Below are 21,929 nucleotides of genomic sequence, written 5' to 3'. Positions count from 1 at the left end.
GGGAAACCGCCCCGTCTTTTTTAATGCATCGCTTCGAATTCGATGTCGCGCAGCGCGGCATTGTGGGGCCGGGTAAACAGTCTGCCGCGTTCGGCCCAGATGATGACGACGAACGCCAGGAGCCCGTAGACGAACAGGCCGACCGTCAAAGGCAAGGTGCTGCCATCGAAGGCCTGCCCGATCAGAGTGCCCAGCATGGTCGACAGGGCCGTTGTCAGAAACGCCTGAAAGGACGACGCGATGCCTGCGCCGCGGGCGAAGGGCTCCATGGAGATCGCGCTGAAATTGGCGGCCGTAAACGCAACCGTCATCATGGTCATGGCCTGAAGCAGGACGAAGGTCGGCAAGGTCTCAAGCCTCAGGAGGATCAAGCCGGCATGGACGAGAGCGATCAGTATGAAGCCGATCAGCGCGCCCTGACTCAATCGCCGCGCGCCGAATCGGGATACGAGGCGGCTGTTGATCAGGCTGCCGATACCCATGGCCCCCGCGATCATCGCGAAGCCGATGGGGAAGAAGCGCTGTGCCCCGAATATGTCGAAGAAAATCTGCTGCACCGACAGCAGGAAACCGATGAGGCCGCCCGACACGATGCCGCTCGCCAGCATGTAGCCGATCGAGCTGCGCGTGCGCATGACGAGCGCGACGGTGGCGAGCAGCGTGCGCGGAGTAATGCGCATCCGGCGATCCGCCGGCAATGTTTCCGGCATGCGTAGCAGCATCCAGATCAGGATCAGGCTGGCCTGAATTGATAAGATCCAGAAAATCCAGCGCCACGGCGCCAGCCACAGGATCAACTGCCCGAAGCTGGGAGCCATTACGGGAATCAGCATGAATACGGCGAAGATCAGCGACATGACCCGTGCCATCGCGTCCCCGTGAAACCGGTCGCGCACGATGCTCACCGTGATCACGCGACTCGCTCCGGCAAAGAAACCGGCGCAGGCCCGGCTGACGAGCAGCATGGCGAAACTGGGCGTGGCCGCGCAACTGATCGAAGCGAGGACGAACAGCGTCATCGAGCAGGCCAGCACCGCCTTGCGCCCGAATCGGTCCGAAAGGACGCCGAACAGCAGCGATCCTGCCCCCAGGCCCAGGAAATAGAGGCTGATGATGAGCTGTCTGTCGTTCGCGTGGGGAATGGCCAGGTCCCGGCCGATCGCCGGAAGCGCGGGCAGCATGGGGTCGGTGGACAGGGCGTTCATCGCCATGAGGCAGGCGCAGAGCAGGACGAACTCGCGAAAGCCGATGTCCTTGGCTGCGGCCGCGCCGGTGGGGGAGGGAGACGACATTGGCCGGGCTATGGGCGTAATGGCGCAGTGGCACCAGCCCTTATCTGATCGTCGCCCCGACATCCCCGCCGACCGTTAACCGTCAGACAGCACGGCTGGCCACGGCGAGCGCGCGATTTGTCGCCTGGGCGTTAACCATTTCTTATCCCGTGCCGGTCCACCCTGTCCTTCGTGAATTGGCAAGGGATCATCCGTCCATTGAGTTAGCGGAGAAAACAGGGGAACGAACATGGGCAACAGCAGCAAGAGCGCACAGTTTCTGATGGACAGCCGCATGACGCGGGCGACGGGCGGATCGGCGGAAGCCTGTTTCGACCTGGGCGTTGCCTATAGCTGCGGCACGGGCGGGATGCCGATCGACCTGATCGAAGCGCATAAATGGTTCAATCTGGCCGCGTGGCGCGGCAGCGAGGAAGGCCAGTCGATGCGCGCGGAGATCGCGGAAGAAATGACCGCGCGCGAGATAGTCGAGGCCCAGCGCCAGGCGCGCGCCTGGATCGCCGCGACCCAGGTTCGCGCCGCCTGACCTAACCGTCCTTCCGGAACGGCGTGCGTTCCGACAACCATTGTCGATCGCGCTGAACATCGCACCGTTCGGCCGCCAGGAAATCGGATACGGCCCGGCGAAAGCCGGCATCGGGAATATAATGGGCCGACCATGTCGGTTCCGGGGCATAGCCCCGCGCCAGCTTGTGGCTGCCCTGCGCCCCGGCTTCCACCCGTGCGAGCCCGCGTGCGATGGCGACGTCGATCGCCTGATAATAGCATAGTTCGAAATGCAGGTTGGGCACCTCCTCGACGCAGCCCCAGTAGCGGCCATATAGCGCATCGCCGCCGATCAGGTTGAGCGCCCCTGCGATGGCCCGTCCGTCCCGCAATGCCAGCATCAGCAATATCCGGTCGGCCATGCGTTCGCCCAGCAGGGAGAAGAACGCGCGGGTCAGATAGGGCCGCCCCCATTTGCGCGCGCCGGTATCCTGATAAAATTCCCAGAATATGTCCCAATGCGCTTCGGTCAGGTCGCTGCCGGAAATATGCACGATGTCCAGACCCTCGACCGCGCGACGCCGTTCCTTGCGGATATTCTTGCGCTTCTCGCTCGACAGGGCGGACAGGAAATCGTCGAAATCGCGATATCCCCGGTTCGTCCAGTGAAACTGGCTGTCCTCCCGGATCAGCCAGCCTGCCGCTTCGAACATCGCGATCTGATCGGGCGCGACAAATGTCGCATGGGCGGACGACAGCCCGTTGCGTTCGACCAGCGTTTCGATCCCGGCGATCAGGGCCGGCGCCATGCCGGCTTCGCGCAGCAGCAGGCGCGGTCCGGGCACGGGCGAAAAGGGGGCCGCAACCTGGATCTTGGGATAATAGCGCCCGCCGGCCCGTTCCCACGCATCGGCCCAGCCATGGTCGAACACATATTCGCCTTGGCTATGGCTCTTCGCATAGAGCGGCGCAGCCGCGACGATGGCGCCGTCGGTTCCGTCGATGACCAGAGGCAACGGCTGCCAGCCGCTCGATCCGCCGACGCTGCCCGACATTTCGAGCGCGGCCAGGAAATCCCAGCAGACGAAGGGATTGGCCTGCCCGGCGCAGGCATCCCATTGTGCGCGGGGCAGATCCGCGACACCCGATACGACCCGCGCCACGACCTCAGTCATGCGGCCGCTCGAAAATCATCTGGTCCGCATGCACGCTGGCCCGGGCACGTTCCGCATCGGTGCGCACCGTCCAGCTCAGCACCGGCAGGCCCCGGGCACGAGCGCGCCGGGTAAAGGAGGAGGGGAGGTCACGAATGTCACAGGCCAGAAAATCGGGTTTCGCCAGCAAAAGTGCAAGGGTGCGTTCGACCCGCCCGCGCAGCACGCCCTTGCCCTGCGCCGTCACGACCAGGCCGCGAACCGTGGCTGGCCGGTGCCGGGCGAACCAGCGACCGACCGCAGGGTTGAAGGACATGACGGCAACCGGCGCCCCGGGCCACGCGTCGGCCGCGCGCGCGACAGACATGCACAGCGGCCCCACTTGCCGATCCGGCGCCTTGATCTCGACCAGCAGCGGCACCCGTCCGCCGCAGCGGGCAAGAAGCCCGGACAGACGCGGAATCGTGCCGCCGTCGGGAAGGGTGATCGCGTCGATCGCGACGGCATCCAGCGCCGCGATCCTGTCGTCGCGTCCGGTCATCCGTGCCATCCCGGCATCGTGAAACAGGAAGGCAACGCCGTCCCGGCTTGCCCGTGCGTCGCATTCGATGCCGAAACCGGCCGTGATGGCGGCATCGAAGGCCGCCATGCCATTCTCGCTCGCGCACGGCCCGTGCAGCCCGCGATGGGCGAAGGGGCGCGCCGTCAGGAACGCCCGGTCAGGCCGCGGGCCGGACAAGGACGATCGCGTCAATTTCGACTACCGCGCCCAGCGGCAGCACCGGTACGCCCACCGCGCTGCGCGCATGCTTCCCGGCCTCGCCGAAAATGTCGACCATCAGTTCCGACGCACCGTTGGCGACCTTGGGCTGGTCCGTGAAGTCGGGCGTGCTGCTGATGAATGCCCCCAGCTTCACGATCCGTTCGACCCGGTCGAGGCTGCCCAGGGCGGCCTTCATCTGCGCGATGAGGTTGAGCCCGCAGACGCGGGCGGCGGCCACGCCATAGGCCAGGTCGCGATCCTCGCCCAGGCGGCCGGTCATAAGCCCGTCGGGCGCAAGCGCGATCTGCCCGGAGATGTGCAGCAGGCCGTTTGCCTCCACGGCGGGAACATAGGCGGCGACCGGCGCGGCGGGCTGGGGCAGGGTGATGCCGAGTTCGGCGAGACGGGCTTCGATGTTCATGTGGTGGCTCCTGTGCAGATGCTGTCAGTGGGGGCCGGCCCCTCGGCCAGTCGTTGCGCGATCCAGGTTTCCGCCGTCGCCCAGTCGTCTATGCGGGCATGGGCATAGGGTGCGGGCGCGACACCCGGCGCGATCGCCGGTTCGCCGACCATGTGCAGCCGCCAGACTCCGGGGGCGTGCGTCGCGACCGAATGATGATGCTCGGCCAGATCGTCGATGAACAGGGCTGTCGGCGCTCCCCGGTCAGCCATGATTTGCGCGAGCGGACGTCCCTTGCCGCCTTGGTTCCAGAAGACCGGGATGTCGAGCCCGTGCCCGGCCAGCTGGGCGATCCGCGCCTGATGATGACGCTCGGTGATGTTCGTCAGCACCACGATGTCGGCCATGTCGGATAGCCGATGGAGCGCGTTCACCGCGCCGTCGATCGGTGCCTGCCGATGCATTTCGGTTTCGAAGAAGCCGAGCAGCAATTCCCATACCAGCGCGCGTTCCAGCGGTTCGCCGCTGTCCTTGTGGCGCAGGGCTTCGCCGAACCCGCGTTCGTGCATGTCGAAATGGACGTCATGCGTCTCGTCCAGCCACTCGCGGAACGGCACGACCATGTGCAGCAGCACCTCGTCGCAATCTGTGATGATCAGGGGGCGGGTCATCGGGTCAACATCTCCTGCGCCGCGATCAGTGCGGCTGGACTGGTATCGATCGCCGCGGCGCAGGCGATCAGGTCGGGCTCATGGTCGGCCAGGAAGCCCAGCACGGCGGCCAGGACGGCCGGTCGGTCCACCCCTTCGCGCAAGGCCGCCGCGTCCAGGCCGGTCAGCGCCAGCAGCCGGTCGGCCCGGGCACCGTCCGAAACCGTCCAGCCCAGTGCGAGCAGCGCCAGCAGCATGGCCTCCTCCCTGCTATCCGGCTTGCCATTCGGGTCCTGGGGTCGCATGATGGGTTCCGGCGGCGGGGCGGCGCCGATGGGACGCCGCTTGTTCTTGAATTGCGAGTGACTGGTGGCAAAGCGCGTGCTCGTTGTCGAGGACAACGAACTCAACCTCAAACTTTTTTGCGATCTGCTCCGCGCGCACGGGCATGAGGTGTTGCCGCTGCGGGATGGACGGGATGTGTTGGCGCAGGCGCGCGCCTTCCTGCCGGATCTGGTTATCACGGATATCCATCTGCCCCATGTCAGCGGATTCGACCTGATCGTCTCGCTCAAGGCCGACGACCTATTGTCGGCCGTCCCGATCATGGCGGTGACGGCCTATGCCGGGCAGGGCGACGAGGAACGCATTCGCGGCGCCGGGGCGCAGGCCTATGTGTCAAAGCCCATTTCCGTGCTGCGCTTCGTCGAACAGGTCAACGCGCTGCTGTAACGGGCCGGCAATCCATTTAACCGGTACGTCATTCAGATTTCACATAAATTTTATGGTCGCGACGCCGTTGCGTCATCCTTGTCTGACACCCCCCGCATCACAAGGGCGCGGCGCTCCGCCGATGGCCCGACAACCGATACAGGGGTATTTCCATGTCTCATCTGACCGACGAGGCGCGCGCGCCCTATCGCGATGCGCAACCGACCATCGATATGGGCGAGAACAGCCTGGAAGCGATCGTCGCCGCCAATCCCGCGCGGCGCACGGTGCTGAAGAACGGGCTGCTCGGCCTTTCGATCCTGCCGATGCTCGGCGCGCTGGCTGCATGCGATGACGAAGATGGCGCGCAAACGCCGACGCCCACGCCGACCCCCACGCCGACGCCGACCCCCACACCCAGCTATACGATCGCGTTCACGCCGGTCGCGGCGAACATGAACGACACCGTGACCGTCCCGTCGGGCTATACCGTCGACGTCCTCTTCAAGGCGGGTGATTCCGTCGAAGCCGGCACGGCCTATTCCGGCGCCTTCCCCAGTGCTGCCGATGCGGAGAAATGGGCCGGCGGCAATCATGACGGCATGGAATATTACGAGATTTCCGGGACGGATCCCAACAGCGGCGGCCTGCTCGCCGTCAACCATGAACTGCCCGATTTCAACATATTGATGGACGGCGATTATGACCCGACGACGGCCAGCGCCGACCAGAAGGCATTGGTCCTGTCGGCGGTCGGCGTGTCGGTGATCGAAATCGCCAAGGGGTCGGACGGCGTGTGGGCCGTCAAGGCGGGATCGCGCTACAACAAGCGGTATACCGGTAACAGCATCTATCGCGCGGGCGGTCCCGCCTCGGGGGCCATTTCGGGCACCATCAGGGGCACCCTCAATAATTGTTCGTCGGGCCGCACGCCCTGGGGCACATATCTGACCTGCGAGGAAACGACGGACAATTATCTGGACCCGACGCAGCCTGAAACCGATTATGGCTGGGTGGTCGAAATCGACCCGTTTCAGGAACTGGCCGATCCGACCAAGCGGACTGCCATGGGCCGTTTCGACCATGAAAATGTCGCGTACATGGCCAATGGCGACAATCGCGTCGCCTTTTACATGGGCGACGATTCGACCCCGGGCTGTATCTACAAATTCGTGCCGGACCGCGCGTTCAGCAGCAGCAACCGTGCCGCCAATATCGGCCTGCTCGACTATGGCACGCTCTACGTCGCGCGGTTCAACAGCGACGGCACCGGCGAATGGCGCGCGCTGGTACGCGGTCAGAACGGACTGACGATCGGCGCTTCGGACCCCGGCAACGTCAGCCAGTCGACCACACCCCCGGCCCCCGTCACGGTCGATTTCGCCACGCAGGCCGATGTCCTCATCAACTGCAAGGCTGCCGCGCGCGTCGCCGGCGGGACCGTGATGGACCGTCCCGAATGGATCACGGTCGCCCCCGACAACAGCGCCGTGTTCGTGACGCTGACCAACAACAGCAGCCGCAAGGTGACCGACGCCGCCAACCCGCGCACGGGCAACCGGCACGGTCACATCATCAAGTTCAAGGAGGAAGGCGACTCCCCGCTGGCATCCAAGTTCAGCTGGGAAATCCTGCTGCTGGCGGGCGATCCCTCGCTCAGCGGCTTTGGCGACCGGCTGGAAGGCGACATCGACGGCGACACCTTCTCCAGCCCCGATGGCATCCGTATCGACCCCAAGGGCCGCCTGTGGGTGGAGACGGACCATTCCGTCCCCGGTTCATCGGGCGACGCCACCCGGTCGATCGAGGACATATTCGGTCACAACGCGATGTTCTACATCGACCAGGCGACGAAGAAATCCATGCGTTTCCTGGTCGGACCGACCGGCTGCGAGATCACCGGAATCGCCTATACCCCCGACCTCACCAATTTCTTCATCAATATCCAGCATCCCACCGGCGACTGGCCGGTGTCGGGCAAGGAACCGCGATCGTCCACCATCGTCGTGCGCCGTACCGACGCACAGCCGGTCGGCAACTGATCGGGGGCTGGCAAAACCCCCTGGCACCGGGACGCAAGGGGTAGCGCTGGGGCGTTCCGGCAGGAGCGCCCCTTCCCGCATCTCCGGCCGGACCCGCCGGGCCGGGCGGATGCGACCGACAGCAAAAGGCCCGATCCCCAAGGGGGACGGGCCTTTGTCCATCTCCGGAACCGAAAGGTCAGGCGTGCGGGCGAAAGGCCCGCGACGGCTTACTTGATCTTCGCTTCCTTGAACTCGACATGCTTGCGCGCAACCGGATCATATTTGCGGAAGCTCAGCTTCTCGGTCTTGGTGCGCGGATTCTTCTTGGTGACATAGAAGAAGCCGGTGTCAGCGGAGCTGACGAGGCGGATCTTGACGGTTGCCGGCTTGGCCATGGCCTTTATCCCTGGTCGTGAATTGCGTAAAAAGAAAAGCGGCCCCCCAGATATGGAAGGGGAACCGCCCCGTTTCAGCAGCGGCCCATGGGGCAGATTCGGATTCATGTCAAGGCTCAGCCGCGTGATCGAGGCGGTTTACGCGACCTTAACCAGCGGGCGCGCATGATCGTGCGACACGCAACGGCACGGGAGCGGCCTTCCATGCGACATGATCCGATGCTGGCCATTTTGACCGACCTGATGCGCCGGGTTGACGGCCTTGCCGGGCAGCGCGGTCATGTTTCGGCCGTCAGGCTGCATGATGAAATCGACCAGATCCGCCACATCGCCCGCGCCTTTGGCCTGGATGCGGTCGAAGGACTGGCCGGAACGCTTGAATCGGCGCTCTCCCTCCACGGGCTGGGGCCGGTCGTTCTGTCCTATCTCGACCTGATGCGCGAAGCGATTGCGGCGGACCTGCCGACGGCCGCCGTGATACCCCTCGCCGCCCTGCGACCTGATGTCGCCGGCGCGGCGCTGCGCGCCTGACGCTCGGACGGCCGATGGATTCGCTGCTGCTGGCGCTGCTCGGCTGCCTGGTTGGAGAAATAGGCGACAAGAGCCAGTTTCTGCTGCTCGCGCTGGCCACCCGGTATGACCGCAACCGGGCGGTGATCGCGGGGCTGCTGGTCGCTACCTTCGCCAATGCCGCCATATCCGCCGCGGCCGGCGCATGGATCGGCCCCATGTTGGGCGCCGACGCCCGGCTGCTGTTTCTGGCCCTTTCGCTCCTGTTTCTCGCGGTCGGGCTATTCTGGCCGGTGAAGGCGCCCGATCCGCTGGCAGGATGGCCGACGGGCGCGTTCCTGACAACGATGCTCGGCCTCTTCATCCTGCAATTTGGCGACGGTCCGCAATTCCTGATTCTGGGGATCGCCGCGCGTGGCGGAGATCCGGTGCTCGCCGCGGTCGGGGGTGCCATCGGCATCGTCGCTGCCTGCGTGCCGGTCGTGATCCTGCGCGACCGGATCCTGCGCCTGCTCCCCCTGCGCGCGATCCGCCTGGCCGGCGGCACTATCCTGTTCGTCGCCGGGGCGCTTACGGCACTTACGGCTCTCTCGCTGGTCTGATCGCTTCGCTCCATCACGCTGATCGACATTATCGCAGGGAAAGACGGGGCGATGATGGCACCAACTTGCCGCCGGATCATTATATGTGCGAAATCATTTTCGCGAACAGGAGGCCCCGCATGACCGCATCCGATCTCAAAACGCCGACCGATCTGAAGAGCAACGCCGTGAAGTCCGTGGCCGAGGCGCTGAACGGTGCCCTTGCCGACAGCTATGCCCTCTACCTCAAGACCAAGAATTTCCACTGGCATGTGTCGGGACCGCATTTTCGCGACTATCACCTGATGTTCGACGAACAGGCGACCGAGATATTGGGCGTGACCGACCTGATCGCCGAGCGTGTGCGCAAGACGGGCAATACCACGCTGCGTTCGATCGGCGACATCGCCCGGCACCAGACGGTCAAGGATAATGACGCCGACTTCGTCAGCCCGGCCGACATGCTGAAGGAATTGCGCGACGACAATCTGGCGCTCGTGGAAACCTTCCGCGCCGTGAAGGCCGCCGCCACGGAGGCTGGCGACAACGCGACCGAAGGCATCGTCGACGACTGGACCGATCAGGCCGAGCAGCGCGCCTGGTTCCTGTTCGAAGCCGCGCGCGGCGCCTGATCTTGGCAGTGGACGGTTAGAGAAAGCCCTCCGGCATTCCGGAGGGCTTTTTTTCAGCCCGGGCCCTTCCGGGCGATCGTCATGCTTCGTCGATTGGGGCGATCGCGACGATCTCCACCGCTTCGGCCTTTCCTGCAAAGTCGACCATGTCCCCGACCTCCGCGTCCATCATCGCGCGGGCGAGCGGCGAGGAGAAGCTGATCCGCCCTTCATTGGGATCGGCTTCGTCATCGCCCACGATGGCGACGGTTTTTTCCTGCCTGTTGAGCCTGTAGGTCACGCATGCGCCGAATGTGACGGCCTGGCCGTCCGCGGCCGGGCGCAATTCCGCCGTCGCCAACCGCGTGCGCCAGTAGCGCAATTCGCGTCGGACCTTCCTGGCGCCATCCTCGTCCATCGCGCCGGTGTCGACGGCTTCCAGCGCCTCTACTCGCTCGCGCGTCAACCGCAACCCCCGCGCCGTTACCCAGTTGGGACCGGGCGGCAGCGGGATCTCGAATTTCGGCTCCATATGCTCGTCGTCGCTCTCGCGACGAAAGGCGACGCTCATTCACCTCTCCTGACAATTCAAAAATAGCGCGGGAAGGAACGGCCAGGCCGGTCCGTCAGTCCTCGTCGAACAGCCCGGCCAGCTGTTCCACCATCGTGCCGCCAAGCTGTTCGGCGTCCATGATGGTGACGGCGCGGCGATAATAGCGGGTGACGTCATGGCCGATGCCGATGGCCACCAACTGCACCGGCGACCGGCTCTCGATCCATTCGATCACCTGCCTCAAATGCCGTTCCAGATAGGTACCACTATTCACCGAAAGGGTCGAATCGTCGACCGGTGCGCCGTCGGAAATGACCATCAGGATGCGTCGCTCCTCCGGCCGCGCGATCAGCCGGGCATGCGCCCAGAGCAGTGCCTCGCCGTCGATATTTTCCTTCAGCAACCCTTCGCGCATCATCAGGCCCAGATTCTTGCGCGCGCGCCGCCAGGGATCGTCAGCCTTCTTGTATATGATGTGGCGCAGGTCGTTGAGGCGGCCGGGCATCGGCGGCCGCCCTGCGGCCAGCCATTGCTCGCGGCTCTGCCCGCCCTTCCATGCCCGGGTGGTGAAACCCAGTATCTCGGTCTTGACGCCGCAGCGCTCCAGCGTGCGCGCCATGATGTCGGCACTGATCGCCGCGATGCTGATCGGCCGCCCGCGCATGGAGCCGCTATTGTCGATCAGCAGCGTTACCACCGTGTCGCGAAATTCGGTGTCGCGCTCAATCTTGTAGGACAGCGAGCGGGTCGGATCGATCACGATCCGCGCCAGCCGCGCCGCGTCGAGCAGCCCTTCCTCCTGATCGAAATCCCAGGATCGCGATTGCTGCGCCATCAGCCGCCGTTGCAAGCGGTTGGCGAGCTTCGTCACCGCCCCCTGGAGGCTGACGAGCTGCTGGTCCAGAAAACCGCGCAGACGCAGCAATTCGTCCTCGTCGCACAGTTCCTCGGGCGCCACCACCTCGTCGAATTTCGTCGTGTAGGGCTTGTAATCGAAACCGGGCGGCAGGTCGGACATCGGCCGGTTGGGGCGGACCGGCATCATGCCTTCCTCCCCCATGTCGTCGGCGCCCTCATCACTGTCGGCGTCGAACTCGTCGCTATATTCGCTCTCGCCTTCCTCGGTGTCGCCGCCCTGGTCCTCGGCGCGCGCCTCGGCGTTCATGTCGCTGTCGCCGGCTTCCTCCTGCCCGCTGTCGCCATCTTCCTGCTGCTCTTCCTGATCCTCGCCCTCGTCCTGCGATTCCGGCTCGTCCGTGTCGGGCGGCACATCGGCGTCGATCAGCTGGAGATGCTCCAGCATGGCGTTGGTCAGCTTCTGGAAGGCGCGCTGGTCGTCGATGGCCAGTGCCAGCGAATCCAGGTCGCCCCCGGCCTTGTCCTCGATCCACTGGTCCACCATGGCGACGCCGGGTGCGGCGTCCCCGGGGATAGCCTGCCCGGTCAGCCGTTCGCGCACCTTCAGCGCCAGCGCGGTCGACAACGGCACCTCGTCGGCCGACCGGGCGCGTCGGATCGCGTCGGATTTCAGCCGCAGGTCCAGCGCATGGTTGAGATTGGTCCGCACGCCCTGCATCGCCCGGGAACCGATCGCTTCCACCCGCGCCTGCTCGACCGCATCGAACACCGCGCGCGCGACCGTTTCGGACGGGGCGAAGGATGCATGCGCCCTGGCATCATGATAGCGTAGTTTCAGCGCATGGGCGTCGGCGAAACCGCGGGCCAGCGCAAGCTGCTCGGCCGGCAGCGAGCGGGCGGGCGTCGGCACCTTGATCGCCTTGCCCGCCATGTGCGGCGCGTCGGCGGTGAAGCCTACCTCCACCTCCGCGTCGCGCGTCATCGCGCGCGCCGTTCCGGACAGTACATCCTTGAAGGCATCCAGGGGGGAGCGTTCCGTCACCGGCCCTCCGGATCGCGCCCGCGCGGCACCGCCACGGTTTCGATCTGCGTCTCGACCTCGGTCATCAGCTTGTGCACCGGGCATTTGGCGGCGACCGCGATCAGGCGGTCATGCTGTTCGTCGCTCATCGGCCCGGTGAGCGCGATACGCGTCGTGAGCTTGTAGATGCCCTTGCGTTCCTCGCTGGCGTCGCGGACCACGCCGACATGGATGTCCTCGACCGGAATGGCGTTGCGCTGCGCATACCAGAGCATGGTCATCGCCTTGCATGCACCCAGCGCCGCGTCATACAGATCGTGCGGGTCCGGCCCGGCGTCATGGCCATCGGCGCCGGACATGTCTGCAACGATCTCGTGCCCCCGGATGCTGATCCGGTGCGCGGTCCCGCCGCTGGGGTCGATCCTTTCGACGACGATCATGGGGAAACTCCCGCCCAAAAAGGGCCGGAACGAACCGTCAGTTCGCCCGGCTTGCCACGCTTTCGGGAAGGTCCTTCCCGAACACGCGTTGATAATATTCGGCGACCAGCGCCCGTTCGGCCTCGTCGCACTTGTTGAGGAAGCTGAGGCGGAAGGCGAAGCCTACATTGCTGAAGATCAGCGCGTTCTGCGCCCAGCTGATCACGGTGCGCGGCGACATGACGGTGGAAATGTCGCCGTTGATGAAGCCTTGCCGCGTCAGTTCGGCGACCTTGATCATGTTCTCGACTTCCTTGCGGCCGCCCTCATGATCATATTCGCCCGACTTCGCCAGTACCACCTGCGCCTCGGTCGCGGCCGGCAGATAGTTGAGCGCCACCACCAGGTTCCAGCGGTCCATCTGGCCCTGGTTGATCTGCTGCGTGCCGTGGTAGAGGCCGGTCGTGTCGCCCAGGCCGACCGTGTTGGCGGTGGCGAACAGGCGGAACCAGGGGTTGGGCCGGATGACCCGGTTCTGGTCGAGCAGGGTCATCTTGCCATCGGTTTCCAGCACGCGCTGGATCACGAACATCACGTCCGGGCGGCCCGCGTCATATTCGTCGAACACCAGCGCCACGGGCCGCTGCAACGCCCAGGGGAGCAGGCCTTCCCGGAATTCCGTAACCTGCTGACCGTCCTTCAGGACAATGGCGTCGCGCCCGACCAGGTCGATGCGGCTGATATGCGCGTCCAGGTTGATGCGGATGCACGGCCATTTCAGGCGTGCGGCGATCTGTTCGATGTGGCTCGACTTGCCGGTGCCGTGATAGCCCTGCACCATCACGCGCCGATTATGGGCAAAACCCGCCAGGATCGCGAGCGTGGTGTCGGGATCGAACACATAGGCGGGGTCGAGGTCGGGCACGCGCTCGTCCGCCTGCGAAAAGGCAGGCACCTTCATGTCGACGTCGATGCCGAACATCTCGCGCGCGTCCACCTCGCGGTCGGGCGCGTCCATCAGCGTATCGGCGCGCGTATCGGGCTGGACGTTGGAAATGTCGGTCATGGCATCATCATCTTTCTGCGAGTCAATCAGCCCCTAACCGATCCCTTCGGGGCATGTCGATAGAGTGGAGGCGGAACATGCGGCTATCAAGTTGCCCATTGCGTCAAATTGGCCTGTAATGTCCCAGGTGCAGCTTCAGGCGAAAACCTCCGCCTTGCGCAGATGGGCATAGGCCCCGATCACGCCCTGCAACGCCTCTTCATGCGTCCGGTCGCCGCCATTGTGATCGGGGTGATAGCGCCGCAGCAATTCGGTGTAGCGGGTACGCAGCGCCTTGCGATCGGCATCGATGTCCAGCCCCATCACGGCCATTTGCCGCCGGTCCTCCTGCGACAGGAACTTGCCGTCCTGCCGCATCTGCCGGTCGGCGCGCGCCTTGGCGACCCGTTCCTTGAAACGGGCGCCGATCGCGTCGAGCGGGTCCTGAAAATCCGACCAGCGCGGCGGCGGACTGGTGGCGTTGGAGGAGAAGGCGCGGGTTTCCCGTTCCCATCCGGCATAGGGACGCTGGGCGGCGGCGATTTCCTCCGGGCTCATGCCGGAAAAGAAATTATAGCCCTGGTTGAACGCACGCACATGCTCCAGGCACAGCCAGCGCCAGCGCGGCCCGTCATGGCTGGACCCGCGCTCTCCGGCGGGCGCGCGAAACTCGCCCGGTTCGACGCAGCCTTTCACCGCGCACGGGCGATCACCTTCCACGCGCCCGTGGAAACGGTTGAAACGACGGGTCGAAAAGGGTTCGCTGCTCAAGATTGCCCTGATGAAAGTCCGATCAAAGCGTCTATATAGGGGTCATGACCACCGACCTCAAAGGCCCTGTCGCCACAGAAATCGAGGCGCGGCTGCGCGCAGCCCTGTCTCCGGTTCATCTCGCCGTCATCGACGACAGCGAAAAGCATCGCGGGCATGCCGGTCATGACGGCTCGGGCGAAAGCCATTTCACGGTGGAAATCGTGGCCGATCGCTTCGCCGGCCAGAGCCGCGTCGCGCGCCAGCGACTGATCAATGCGGCGCTGGCCGACCTGCTGCGCGACAAGGTGCACGCGCTGGCGATCCGGGCGCGGGCTCCGGGGGAAGCATGATGGCCGACGACCTGTTCGTCCAGACGATTACGCCCACCAGCCACGACCTGGGCGATTTCCGGGTCTTCCGGTCGCTGCCGGCCAGGGACCGGACGATGGTCGGCCCGTTCATTTTCTTCGACCAGGCCGGGCCGGCGAGGATCGCCGCCGGGCACGGCATCGATGTGCGGCCCCACCCGCACATCAACCTTGCGACCGTCACCTATATGTACGAGGGCGCGTTCCTGCACCGGGACTCGCTGGGCACGGAACAGTTGATCGAGCCGGGCGCCGTCAACCTGATGACCGCGGGCAGGGGTATCGTGCATTCCGAACGCTCCCCCGAAGAGGATCGCGCGAAGCTTTCGAAACTCTCCGCGATCCAGACCTGGCTTGCCCTGCCGGACGCACAGGAGGAGATGGATCCCGCCTTCGAGCATGTCGGCGAGGGCGGGCTGCCTGTCATCGAGGACGGATCGGCGCGAGCCCGCGTCATCATGGGATCGCTTTGGGGCGCGACGTCGCCGGTCACGACCTATGCCCAGACCATATACGCCGACATCCAGCTTGCGCCAGGCGGCCGGATCGCCATCGATCCCTCGGCCGACGAACGTGCGCTCTATGTATCGGGCGGCGATGCCGCGCTCGACGGGATGCTGCTTGCGCCGCAAACCCTCTACGTGCTGCGGCCCGGCACCCGCGCGACGCTGATGAGTGTCGATGGCGGACGGATCATCTTGTGCGGTGGCGAAGCCTTTACCTCGCCGCGCCATGTGTGGTGGAATTTTGTATCCTCGACCCAGGACCGGCTGATGCAGGCGCGGGAGGATTGGGAAGCGATGCGTTTCCCCCTGATCCCGGGCGACGACCAGGAGTTCATCCCGATCCCGCAGGGCAGGCCCAAGACCGTCAGCTATCCATGATTTGAAGGGTCAGTCGACGAAGGTAAGCGACAGATTTTCGGCATTTTTGGGGATGTCGATGCGGCTTTCGTTGATCGACGCTTCCTCGCCCGGCTTCAGCCGCGTCTTGTCGGCCTTGGTCGTCCAGCTGAACACCAGCCGGTTCTGACGGTCGCGCAATTGCACCAGCACGGGCGGCACGGGAAGCGTCTGTGCACCGCTGTTCACGATCCGCGCGCCGAAGGCGAAATATTCCTCCCCGGTCGGCAGCTTGCGTCGTTCCGCCGGCTTGGACAGGTAGAACAGCAGGTCCGGATCGCCTTCCTCCGCCACCAGGCCCAGATTGACGGCCCATGACGGCGGTCCGAAATACCACAGCGCGCCACCTGCCGCCGCGACGAGCAGGCAAAAGCCCGCAGCGGCATAGGTCCATAGTTTCAGCTTGTTGCGCCGCGGGCGCGGCGGCGGCACGAATGCGGTTTCCACCGGTATCGCGGGATCGGCCGGCGCGCCCGCATAGATATCGTCGAAGCGATGACCGACCGGATCGTCAACCCGCTCCTGCGCCGCGTCGTCCGTTGCCGGCGGCGCGGCAATCGCTTCCTCGGGTTCTGCGGAGGCCGCGACCCCGGGAGACGTGACGGACGGCGCGGCAGGCGGCGGCGTGGGCGCTGCCGGCGGAGGCGCTGCCGGTGTTGGCACGGGCGCGGGCGCGGCGGCCTGCGCCATTTCGGGCATTTCGCGCGGCGCGGGGACGGCTGCTTCCTGGAACCAGCTATGCTTGCATGCCGCGCAACGGACCTGGCGGCCATTCTGGCCTACGGCGCTGTCGGGTACGACGTAGCGCGTCGCACAATTGGGGCACACCAGGATCATGACGCTTCATAGGCACGGCTTGGACTCGAGGGCAAGCGGCAACAGAAGATGACGTCATTCCGTCGCGACTCGCGGGATGATGCCGCCTGGGCTTTACGGCGCCCTGCCCGCTGTGCCATGGCTGCGGCTTCGGAAAGCAGGGAGCGCGCGGGCGCCGATTTTCTGTCATGACGGCCATCGTCCAGTTCGAAAATGTCGGCCTGCGCTATGGTCTGGACAGCGAAACGCTGTCCGACGTCAGTTTTTCGCTGGCATCGGGCGGCTTTTATTTCCTGACCGGCACCTCCGGGGCGGGCAAGACCTCGCTGCTCAAGCTCCTCTACCTTGCCCAGCGGCCCAGCCGCGGCGTGATCCGCCTGTTCGGCGAGGACGTCGTGACCCTGCCGCGCAAGCGCCTGCCGGGCTTTCGCCGCCGGATCGGCGTCGTGTTTCAGGATTTCCGGCTGGTCCCGCATCTGTCCGCCTACGACAACATCGCCCTGCCGTTGCGCGTCGCGGGCATGGAGGAAGGCGAAATCGACGCGGCGGTGGCCGAAATGCTGAACTGGGTCGGCCTTGGCGACCGGGGCCAGGCGCGCCCCGCCACGCTGTCGGGCGGGGAGCAGCAGCGCGTCGCCATTGCCCGCGCGGTGATCGGCCGGCCGGAGATACTGGTCGCCGACGAACCGACCGGCAATGTCGACGCGGACATGGCCAGCCGCCTCATGACCCTGTTCGAAGCGCTCAACCGGCTGGGCACCACCATCGTGGTCGCCACCCATGACCTGCCGCTGATGCGCCAGGTTCAGGACGCGCAGATGATGCGGCTCGACAAGGGCCGGCTCGCCGACCCGACCGGGGGCCTGCGCTATCCCCCGCGCACCCAGGGAAGCGAATGATGGCGGGAGGCAGCGATCGCCGGGCCGCCGCCGCCGCCCGCCGCCGCCTGCTGCCCGGCGGGCGGCTGGCCGGGCCGATGCCGTGGATCATCGCAATCATGATGTTCCTGACCGTGCTGGCCGCCGCCGCCGGGCTGGCGCTTGCCGCCGCCGTCCAGTCGATGAGCGACGACCTCGCAGGCCGGGCCACGGTGCAGGTGGTGGAGGCCGACCAGCAGGTGCGCGACCGGATCGCCGCGCAGGCGCTGGCCAGCCTGCGCGGCGCGGCCGAAGTGCGCGCCGCGACCGCGGTCGATCCCGTCCGGCTGGCCGAACAGCTGCGCCCCTGGCTGGGGGAGGAGGCGGTCAACGGAGACTTGCCTGTGCCGGCGCTGATCGATGTGATGCTGACGCCGGGCGATGCAGGGGCGAAGCTGGAACGGCTGCGGGCGCGGCTTCGCGCCCTGTCTCCGACCCTGCGGATGGAACCCCACGCCGCTTTCCTCCAGCCGCTGGCGGGCCTGCTGGCGGCGCTCGGCTGGCTGGCGGGCGGCGTCGTGGCGTTGATGGCCCTGGCGACGGGCGCCGTCGTTGTTCTCGCCGCACGGGGCGCGCATGACAGCCATCGCGGCACGATCGAAGTGCTGCACCTGATGGGATCGACCGACGTGCAGATCGCGCGTCTGTTCCAGCGGCGCATCGGCATGGACGCGTTGATGGGCAGCGCACTGGGCTTTGCATTCGCCATTTTCGTGCTGCTGTTGATCGGCCTGCGGCTGGCCGACACCGGGTCTGACCTGCTGGGCGCGATCGACCTGTCCTGGCAGGGATGGCTGGCGCTCGCCCTGATACCGGTTGCCGGCATCGTGCTGGCGATGGTCATAGCGCGCAGGACGGTGCTGCGCGCGCTGGGACGGACGCTATGATCGTCCGTGCCGCCGCGGTCCTGCTGCTCGGCTGGGTGCTGGGCTTCGTCTGGTTCGCGATCTTCCTGCCGCAGCCGCTGGACAGCCGCCCGACGGACGCCATCGTCGTGTTGACGGGCGGTGCCGGCCGGATCGACCGGGGCCTTGCCCTGCTGCACGAAGGCGCGGCCAAGCGGATGCTGATCTCCGGCGTCGACCGGGCCGTCCGTCCGGTCGAACTGGCGGCCGAATATAAGGTGCCCGAGGACATCTTCACCTGCTGCATCACCCTGGGTCGCGAAGCGATCGACACGCGGTCCAACGCCATCGAGACCGCCCGGTGGCTGGAGCGGCGCAACTACCGCACCGTGCGCCTCATCACCACCGACTGGCATATGCGCCGGTCGGCGCTGGAACTGAAGCAGGCGTTGCCGGCGAAGGTCAGCATCATCTACGACGCCGTGCCGAGCCATCCCAGCCTGACCGTGCTGGCGCGGGAATATAACAAATATCTCCTGCGCCGAACCGCGGCCCTGTTCGGCATCTGAAGGATATCATGGTCACCGCGATCCGGTCCCTGGCTTTCATGCTGGTCTTCTACATCGCCAGCGCGGGCTATGTGCTGAGCGCGCTGGTCGCCAGCCGGGTCGCGCCCCCGGCGGTCCCCGGCATCGCCACGGCGTGGAGCCGGTTTCACCGCTGGAGCGCCCGCTGGCTTCTGGGCCAGAAAGTGCAGGTAGTGGGCGACCTGCCGCAGGGGGCGTATCTGTATATCGTCAAGCATGAATCGATGTTCGAGACGATCGACATGCTGTGCCTGTTCGACCGCCCCGCCATCGGGGCGAAGCGGGAATTGCTCGACATTCCGCTCTGGGGGCTGATCGCGCAGCGCTACGGCATCATCCCGATCGAGCGTACCGCCGGTGCGAGCGCGCTGCGGGCCTTGCGGGCGGCGGCGCAGGCGGCGACCGCGCAGGGGCGCGCCGTCTGCCTGTTCCCCGAAGGCACCCGCGTCCCCCATGGCGAAAGCCCGCCGCTCAAGTCCGGCTTCGCCGGGCTCTACAGCCTGCTGCGCCTGCCGGTGGTGCCGATCGCGGTGGACAGCGGCCGGGTGTCGCCGCGCGGCCGTTTCATGAAGCGCGCCGGCATCATCACCTACAAGGTCGGCGAGACGGTGCCGCCCGGGCTGGACCGCAAGGAGGCCGAGGCCCGGGTCCACGCCGCGATCAACGCGCTGAACGCGACCGGTCAGTGCGAGCGGCCGAAGTCCGGCTTTGCATCGTCCTGACCCTGTTCGATGATCGACCGGCGGATCGCGCGGGTGCGGGTGAAGAGGCTGAACAGCGCGTCGCCGTCGTTCCACCGGATCGCGCGCTGGAGCGCCGACAGATCCTCCGAGAAGCGCTGGAGCATTTCCAGTACCGCATCCTTGTTGGCCAGGAACACGTCGCGCCACATGGTCGGGTCCGACGCGGCGATGCGGGTGAAGTCGCGAAAGCCGCCGGCCGAATATTTGATCACCTCGCTCTGGGTGACGTCCTCCAGGTCGCTGGCCGTGCCGACGATAGTATAGGCGATGAGGTGGGGCAGGTGGCTGGTCACCGCCAGCACCAGGTCATGATGCGCCGGGTCCATGATCTCGACATCGGCGCCCACCCGGCGCCATAGTTCCGCGACCCGTTCCACCGCCGCCGGATCGGCATCGGCTGGCGGCGTGACGATCGACCAGCGGCCCTTGAACAGGGTGGCGAAGCCGGCATCCGGCCCGCTGTTTTCCGTGCCCGCGACCGGATGCGCGGGGATGACCGTCCGCCCCGGCAGCGCGGCGGCGAGTTGCGCCAGCACGTCCGCCTTGCACGACCCCACATCGCTGACGATGGCGTCGGCGGGCAAATCGTCGGCGATCTCCGCCGCCGCGGCGCCCATGGCGCGGACCGGGACGCACAGGATCACCAGATCGGCATCGGTCACCGAAGCGCCGGCCGTGTCGGTTACGTCGTCGCACAGGTCGATGCGCCGCGCGATGTCGCGCACGGCCGGGTCGGCGTCATGGCCGGTGACCCGGACAGTCGGCATTTCCGCCCGGATGGCGCGGGCGAGCGAGGAACCGATCAGCCCCAGGCCGATGATGGTGACGCGGGCGAAGGGCAGCATCGCGTCAGGCCGCCTCCGCCAGGGCGCGCAGCGTCGCCGCGACCGCGCGGGTCTGTTCTTCCGTGCCGATGGTGATGCGCAGGCCGTTGGGCAGGCCCTGGCCCGGCAGCCAGCGAGTCGCATAGCCTTCGTCCCACAGACCCTTCATCGCCGTTTCGGCGGTCAGCGCGCCGTCGAACAGGATCAGCAGGAAATTGGTCTTGCTGGGCACCGCGCGCAGGCCGTGGTTGGAAAGCGCGGCGACCTCGCCCGCCAGCCAGTCGCGCCAGCGGGCATTGTGGGCGCGGCTGCGTTCGACCCATGCGGTATCGGCGATCGCCGCGATCGCCGCCGCCTGGCCCGCCGTCGTGACGTTGAACGGCGCGCGGATGCGGTGGAGAATGTCGATCACATCCTGACTGGCATAGCCCCAGCCGATCCGTTCGGCGGCAAGGCCGTAGATTTTGGAGAAGGTCCGCGTGACCAGTATGTTGGACGCGCCGGTCGCGAGCGCAAGCCCGCCATCATCATCGTCGGCGTCCAGATATTCGGCATAGGCCTGATCCAGCACGAACAGGATGTCGGGGCGCAGCCCGGCGTGCAGGCGGGCGATTTCCGCCCGGCCGGTCATCGTGCCGGTGGGGTTGTTGGGGTTGGCGAGGAATACGACCTTGGTCTTTTCGGTCACCGCCGCGAGCAGCGCATCCACGTCGGTCGCATAATCGGCGTCGGGCGCCACGACCGGGGTCGCGCCCACGCGCCGCGCGGCGATGTCGTAAACCGCGAACCCGTAGCGGACATACAGGATCTCGTCGCCCGGCCCGGCATAGGCGCTGGCGGCGATATGCAGCAGCTCGTCCGACCCGGTGCCGTAGATGATCCGCGCCGGATCCAGCCCGTGCGCCGCGCCGATCGCCGCGCGCAGCTTTGTCGCGCCGGGATCGGGATAGGTGGCGAGGTCGGCGGTGGCGGCCACCAGCGCGGCCCGGGCCGCGTCGCCGGTGCCGAGCGGGTTTTCATTCGCGGACAGCTTGATCAGGGGACGGCCGTCGTCGGTCGCCGACTTGCCGGGAACATAGGGGGAAATGCCCGATATCCAGTCCTTGGGCGCCGGCTTTGCAACTGCGGGCTGTGCAACTGTCTGTGTCATGGCGCGCGCTTTAGCGGCTTTGGCGGCAAAGGCAAAGCGGCTGGAGCGGCCCGCCGCCGTCTGCTCGATCCGACGGGCGCGCACCGGCTGGGTCATCGCCGCGAAGTTCACACTGTCGCCATGCCTGCCGACGCGGGCCGGGCCGATTTTCGGCCGCGACGCGCGCCCGATGCGCCCGCGACGCGACGGTCGGGTCACAGCCGCGCGTCGTCGCGGTCACGGCGACGCGCCCATGCCGCGTCACCGGCGTTCCGGCCGGGTCACCGCCGCGCGCCTGCGGGCAGGGTCGGGGAAAGGGCAAGGGGCGTCGTGGAGCGGGCCGGGGCATCCCGCAGCATAGAGCATAAAAGCTGCGGCGTAGGACAGAGGCGTTTGGCGCGGGGAGAAGGGGTCGGACGGGAAGCGACCACTTATTGTCGTTCTTTTTCACTTTTTTCATGCCCGATTGCAGACCTTATACCAACCTGCATTGATCACGACCCACATGCCCATTTGCGGCGTCCGATTGTCATGATGCGCCACGGCTGATCGACGAGCCTGTTCCAAGCTTC

Annotated in this window: 27 protein-coding genes; 12 read left to right on the top strand and 15 right to left on the bottom strand. The window is 66.3% G+C overall.

The window, feature by feature from the left end; all coding sequences use genetic code 11:
• Window positions 1–20: 20 nt before the first annotated feature.
• On the bottom strand, window positions 21–1,292 hold the full coding sequence (locus J3E64_RS07885; protein ID WP_253341790.1) for a multidrug effflux MFS transporter: 1,272 nt from the start codon (window positions 1,290–1,292) through the stop codon (window positions 21–23).
• Window positions 1,293–1,521: 229 nt separating this feature from the next.
• Between J3E64_RS07885 and J3E64_RS07880 the strand changes: the two genes are divergently transcribed.
• Window positions 1,522–1,818 (top strand): SEL1-like repeat protein, encoded by a 297-nt coding sequence (locus J3E64_RS07880; RefSeq protein WP_253341788.1) that lies wholly within the window; start codon window positions 1,522–1,524, stop codon window positions 1,816–1,818.
• Window position 1,819: 1 nt separating this feature from the next.
• On the opposite strand, the gene J3E64_RS07875 is transcribed toward J3E64_RS07880, so the two are convergent.
• The 5 genes from J3E64_RS07875 to J3E64_RS07855 are packed head-to-tail and all read right to left on the bottom strand — an operon-like array spanning window position 1,820 to window position 5,050.
• The gene (locus tag J3E64_RS07875; RefSeq protein ID WP_253341786.1) at window positions 1,820–2,953 is read right to left on the bottom strand and encodes a GNAT family N-acetyltransferase; all 1,134 of its coding nucleotides are present in this window, start codon (window positions 2,951–2,953) and stop codon (window positions 1,820–1,822) included.
• Complete coding sequence (locus J3E64_RS07870) at window positions 2,946–3,671, bottom strand: glycerophosphodiester phosphodiesterase family protein (protein ID WP_301287180.1); 726 nt, start codon at window positions 3,669–3,671, stop codon at window positions 2,946–2,948. Before J3E64_RS07870 ends, J3E64_RS07875 begins: the two co-directional genes overlap by 8 nt.
• Window positions 3,652–4,116: a RidA family protein gene (locus J3E64_RS07865; protein WP_253341784.1), complete on the bottom strand. Its 465-nt coding sequence runs from the start codon at window positions 4,114–4,116 to the stop codon at window positions 3,652–3,654. The genes J3E64_RS07870 and J3E64_RS07865 overlap by 20 nt, the downstream gene beginning before the upstream one ends.
• Window positions 4,113–4,766, bottom strand: a complete 654-nt coding sequence (locus J3E64_RS07860) for an HAD family hydrolase (RefSeq protein ID WP_253341782.1) — start codon at window positions 4,764–4,766, stop codon at window positions 4,113–4,115. Before J3E64_RS07860 ends, J3E64_RS07865 begins: the two co-directional genes overlap by 4 nt.
• Complete coding sequence (locus J3E64_RS07855) at window positions 4,763–5,050, bottom strand: DUF3572 family protein (protein WP_253341780.1); 288 nt, start codon at window positions 5,048–5,050, stop codon at window positions 4,763–4,765. The genes J3E64_RS07860 and J3E64_RS07855 overlap by 4 nt, the downstream gene beginning before the upstream one ends.
• A 64-nt stretch (window positions 5,051–5,114) precedes the next feature.
• Between J3E64_RS07855 and J3E64_RS07850 the strand changes: the two genes are divergently transcribed.
• On the top strand, window positions 5,115–5,477 hold the full coding sequence (locus tag J3E64_RS07850; protein WP_253341778.1) for a response regulator: 363 nt from the start codon (window positions 5,115–5,117) through the stop codon (window positions 5,475–5,477).
• Between the two features lie 152 nt (window positions 5,478–5,629).
• Complete coding sequence (locus J3E64_RS07845) at window positions 5,630–7,498, top strand: PhoX family phosphatase (RefSeq protein ID WP_253341776.1); 1,869 nt, start codon at window positions 5,630–5,632, stop codon at window positions 7,496–7,498.
• 209 nt (window positions 7,499–7,707) lie between these two features.
• Here J3E64_RS07845 and rpmG read toward each other — a convergent pair whose 3' ends face one another.
• Window positions 7,708–7,875: a 50S ribosomal protein L33 gene (rpmG, locus tag J3E64_RS07840; RefSeq protein WP_021226203.1), complete on the bottom strand. Its 168-nt coding sequence runs from the start codon at window positions 7,873–7,875 to the stop codon at window positions 7,708–7,710.
• 204 nt (window positions 7,876–8,079) lie between these two features.
• Here rpmG and J3E64_RS07835 point away from each other — a divergent pair, with 204 nt between their 5' ends.
• The 3 genes from J3E64_RS07835 to J3E64_RS07825 all read left to right on the top strand — a co-directional run bounded on the left by J3E64_RS07835 (window position 8,080) and on the right by J3E64_RS07825 (window position 9,598).
• A complete protein-coding gene (locus tag J3E64_RS07835; protein ID WP_253341774.1) occupies window positions 8,080–8,406 on the top strand; it encodes a hypothetical protein in 327 nt (108 codons plus the stop codon).
• Window positions 8,407–8,420: 14 nt separating this feature from the next.
• The gene (locus J3E64_RS07830) at window positions 8,421–8,987 is read left to right on the top strand and encodes a TMEM165/GDT1 family protein (RefSeq protein WP_253341772.1); all 567 of its coding nucleotides are present in this window, start codon (window positions 8,421–8,423) and stop codon (window positions 8,985–8,987) included.
• Window positions 8,988–9,106: 119 nt separating this feature from the next.
• Window positions 9,107–9,598 (top strand): Dps family protein, encoded by a 492-nt coding sequence (locus J3E64_RS07825; protein WP_253341770.1) that lies wholly within the window; start codon window positions 9,107–9,109, stop codon window positions 9,596–9,598.
• Window positions 9,599–9,677: 79 nt separating this feature from the next.
• Here J3E64_RS07825 and J3E64_RS07820 read toward each other — a convergent pair whose 3' ends face one another.
• From J3E64_RS07820 to J3E64_RS07800, 5 genes are all read right to left on the bottom strand, one after another.
• Window positions 9,678–10,148 (bottom strand): GreA/GreB family elongation factor, encoded by a 471-nt coding sequence (locus J3E64_RS07820; RefSeq protein ID WP_253341768.1) that lies wholly within the window; start codon window positions 10,146–10,148, stop codon window positions 9,678–9,680.
• 55 nt (window positions 10,149–10,203) lie between these two features.
• Window positions 10,204–12,030, bottom strand: a complete 1,827-nt coding sequence (cobT, locus tag J3E64_RS07815; protein ID WP_253341766.1) for a cobaltochelatase subunit CobT — start codon at window positions 12,028–12,030, stop codon at window positions 10,204–10,206.
• Window positions 12,027–12,449: an OsmC family protein gene (locus J3E64_RS07810; RefSeq protein ID WP_253341764.1), complete on the bottom strand. Its 423-nt coding sequence runs from the start codon at window positions 12,447–12,449 to the stop codon at window positions 12,027–12,029. The genes cobT and J3E64_RS07810 overlap by 4 nt, the downstream gene beginning before the upstream one ends.
• Before the next feature lie 37 nt (window positions 12,450–12,486).
• Window positions 12,487–13,494, bottom strand: coding sequence for a cobaltochelatase subunit CobS (gene cobS / locus J3E64_RS07805; RefSeq protein ID WP_253341762.1), 1,008 nt, complete (start codon window positions 13,492–13,494; stop codon window positions 12,487–12,489).
• A gap of 135 nt (window positions 13,495–13,629) precedes the next feature.
• A complete protein-coding gene (locus J3E64_RS07800) occupies window positions 13,630–14,244 on the bottom strand; it encodes a J domain-containing protein (protein ID WP_253341760.1) in 615 nt (204 codons plus the stop codon).
• A 44-nt stretch (window positions 14,245–14,288) separates the two neighbouring features.
• On the opposite strand from J3E64_RS07800, the gene J3E64_RS07795 reads away from it, so the two are divergent.
• Complete coding sequence (locus J3E64_RS07795) at window positions 14,289–14,576, top strand: BolA family transcriptional regulator (RefSeq protein WP_253341758.1); 288 nt, start codon at window positions 14,289–14,291, stop codon at window positions 14,574–14,576.
• Window positions 14,573–15,478, top strand: a complete 906-nt coding sequence (locus J3E64_RS07790; protein ID WP_253341756.1) for a pirin family protein — start codon at window positions 14,573–14,575, stop codon at window positions 15,476–15,478. The genes J3E64_RS07795 and J3E64_RS07790 overlap by 4 nt, the downstream gene beginning before the upstream one ends.
• 9 nt (window positions 15,479–15,487) lie before the next feature.
• Here the strand turns inward: J3E64_RS07790 and J3E64_RS07785 are convergent, their stop codons facing one another.
• Window positions 15,488–16,333 (bottom strand): zinc-ribbon domain-containing protein, encoded by an 846-nt coding sequence (locus J3E64_RS07785; RefSeq protein ID WP_253341754.1) that lies wholly within the window; start codon window positions 16,331–16,333, stop codon window positions 15,488–15,490.
• A 167-nt stretch (window positions 16,334–16,500) separates the two neighbouring features.
• Between J3E64_RS07785 and ftsE the strand changes: the two genes are divergently transcribed.
• Genes ftsE through J3E64_RS07765 form a run of 4 tightly spaced genes read left to right on the top strand, consistent with a single transcriptional unit; the run spans window position 16,501 to window position 19,383 of the window.
• Window positions 16,501–17,211, top strand: coding sequence for a cell division ATP-binding protein FtsE (gene ftsE, locus J3E64_RS07780; RefSeq protein ID WP_253341752.1), 711 nt, complete (start codon window positions 16,501–16,503; stop codon window positions 17,209–17,211).
• Window positions 17,211–18,116, top strand: a complete 906-nt coding sequence (locus J3E64_RS07775; protein WP_253342309.1) for an ABC transporter permease — start codon at window positions 17,211–17,213, stop codon at window positions 18,114–18,116. The genes ftsE and J3E64_RS07775 overlap by 1 nt, the downstream gene beginning before the upstream one ends.
• Window positions 18,113–18,643 carry a YdcF family protein gene (locus tag J3E64_RS07770; RefSeq protein WP_253341750.1) on the top strand — a complete coding sequence of 177 codons (531 nt, stop codon included), beginning with the start codon at window positions 18,113–18,115 and terminating at the stop codon, window positions 18,641–18,643. Before J3E64_RS07775 ends, J3E64_RS07770 begins: the two co-directional genes overlap by 4 nt.
• 8 nt (window positions 18,644–18,651) lie before the next feature.
• On the top strand, window positions 18,652–19,383 hold the full coding sequence (locus J3E64_RS07765; protein WP_253341748.1) for a 1-acyl-sn-glycerol-3-phosphate acyltransferase: 732 nt from the start codon (window positions 18,652–18,654) through the stop codon (window positions 19,381–19,383).
• Here the strand turns inward: J3E64_RS07765 and J3E64_RS07760 are convergent.
• Together J3E64_RS07760 and J3E64_RS07755 are read right to left on the bottom strand one after the other, a co-directional pair.
• On the bottom strand, window positions 19,344–20,249 hold the full coding sequence (locus J3E64_RS07760) for a prephenate/arogenate dehydrogenase family protein (RefSeq protein WP_253341746.1): 906 nt from the start codon (window positions 20,247–20,249) through the stop codon (window positions 19,344–19,346). The genes J3E64_RS07765 and J3E64_RS07760 overlap by 40 nt on opposite strands.
• 4 nt (window positions 20,250–20,253) lie before the next feature.
• A complete protein-coding gene (locus tag J3E64_RS07755; RefSeq protein WP_253342307.1) occupies window positions 20,254–21,378 on the bottom strand; it encodes a histidinol-phosphate transaminase in 1,125 nt (374 codons plus the stop codon).
• Between the last annotated feature and the right edge of the window lie 551 nt (window positions 21,379–21,929).

This window comes from Sphingobium sp. OAS761 (genome assembly GCF_024168485.1).
In the GTDB taxonomy this organism is placed as follows: domain Bacteria; phylum Pseudomonadota; class Alphaproteobacteria; order Sphingomonadales; family Sphingomonadaceae; genus Sphingobium.
Note: the sequence above shows the minus strand (reverse complement) of the source record. Positions and strands in the feature narration are given on the sequence as shown.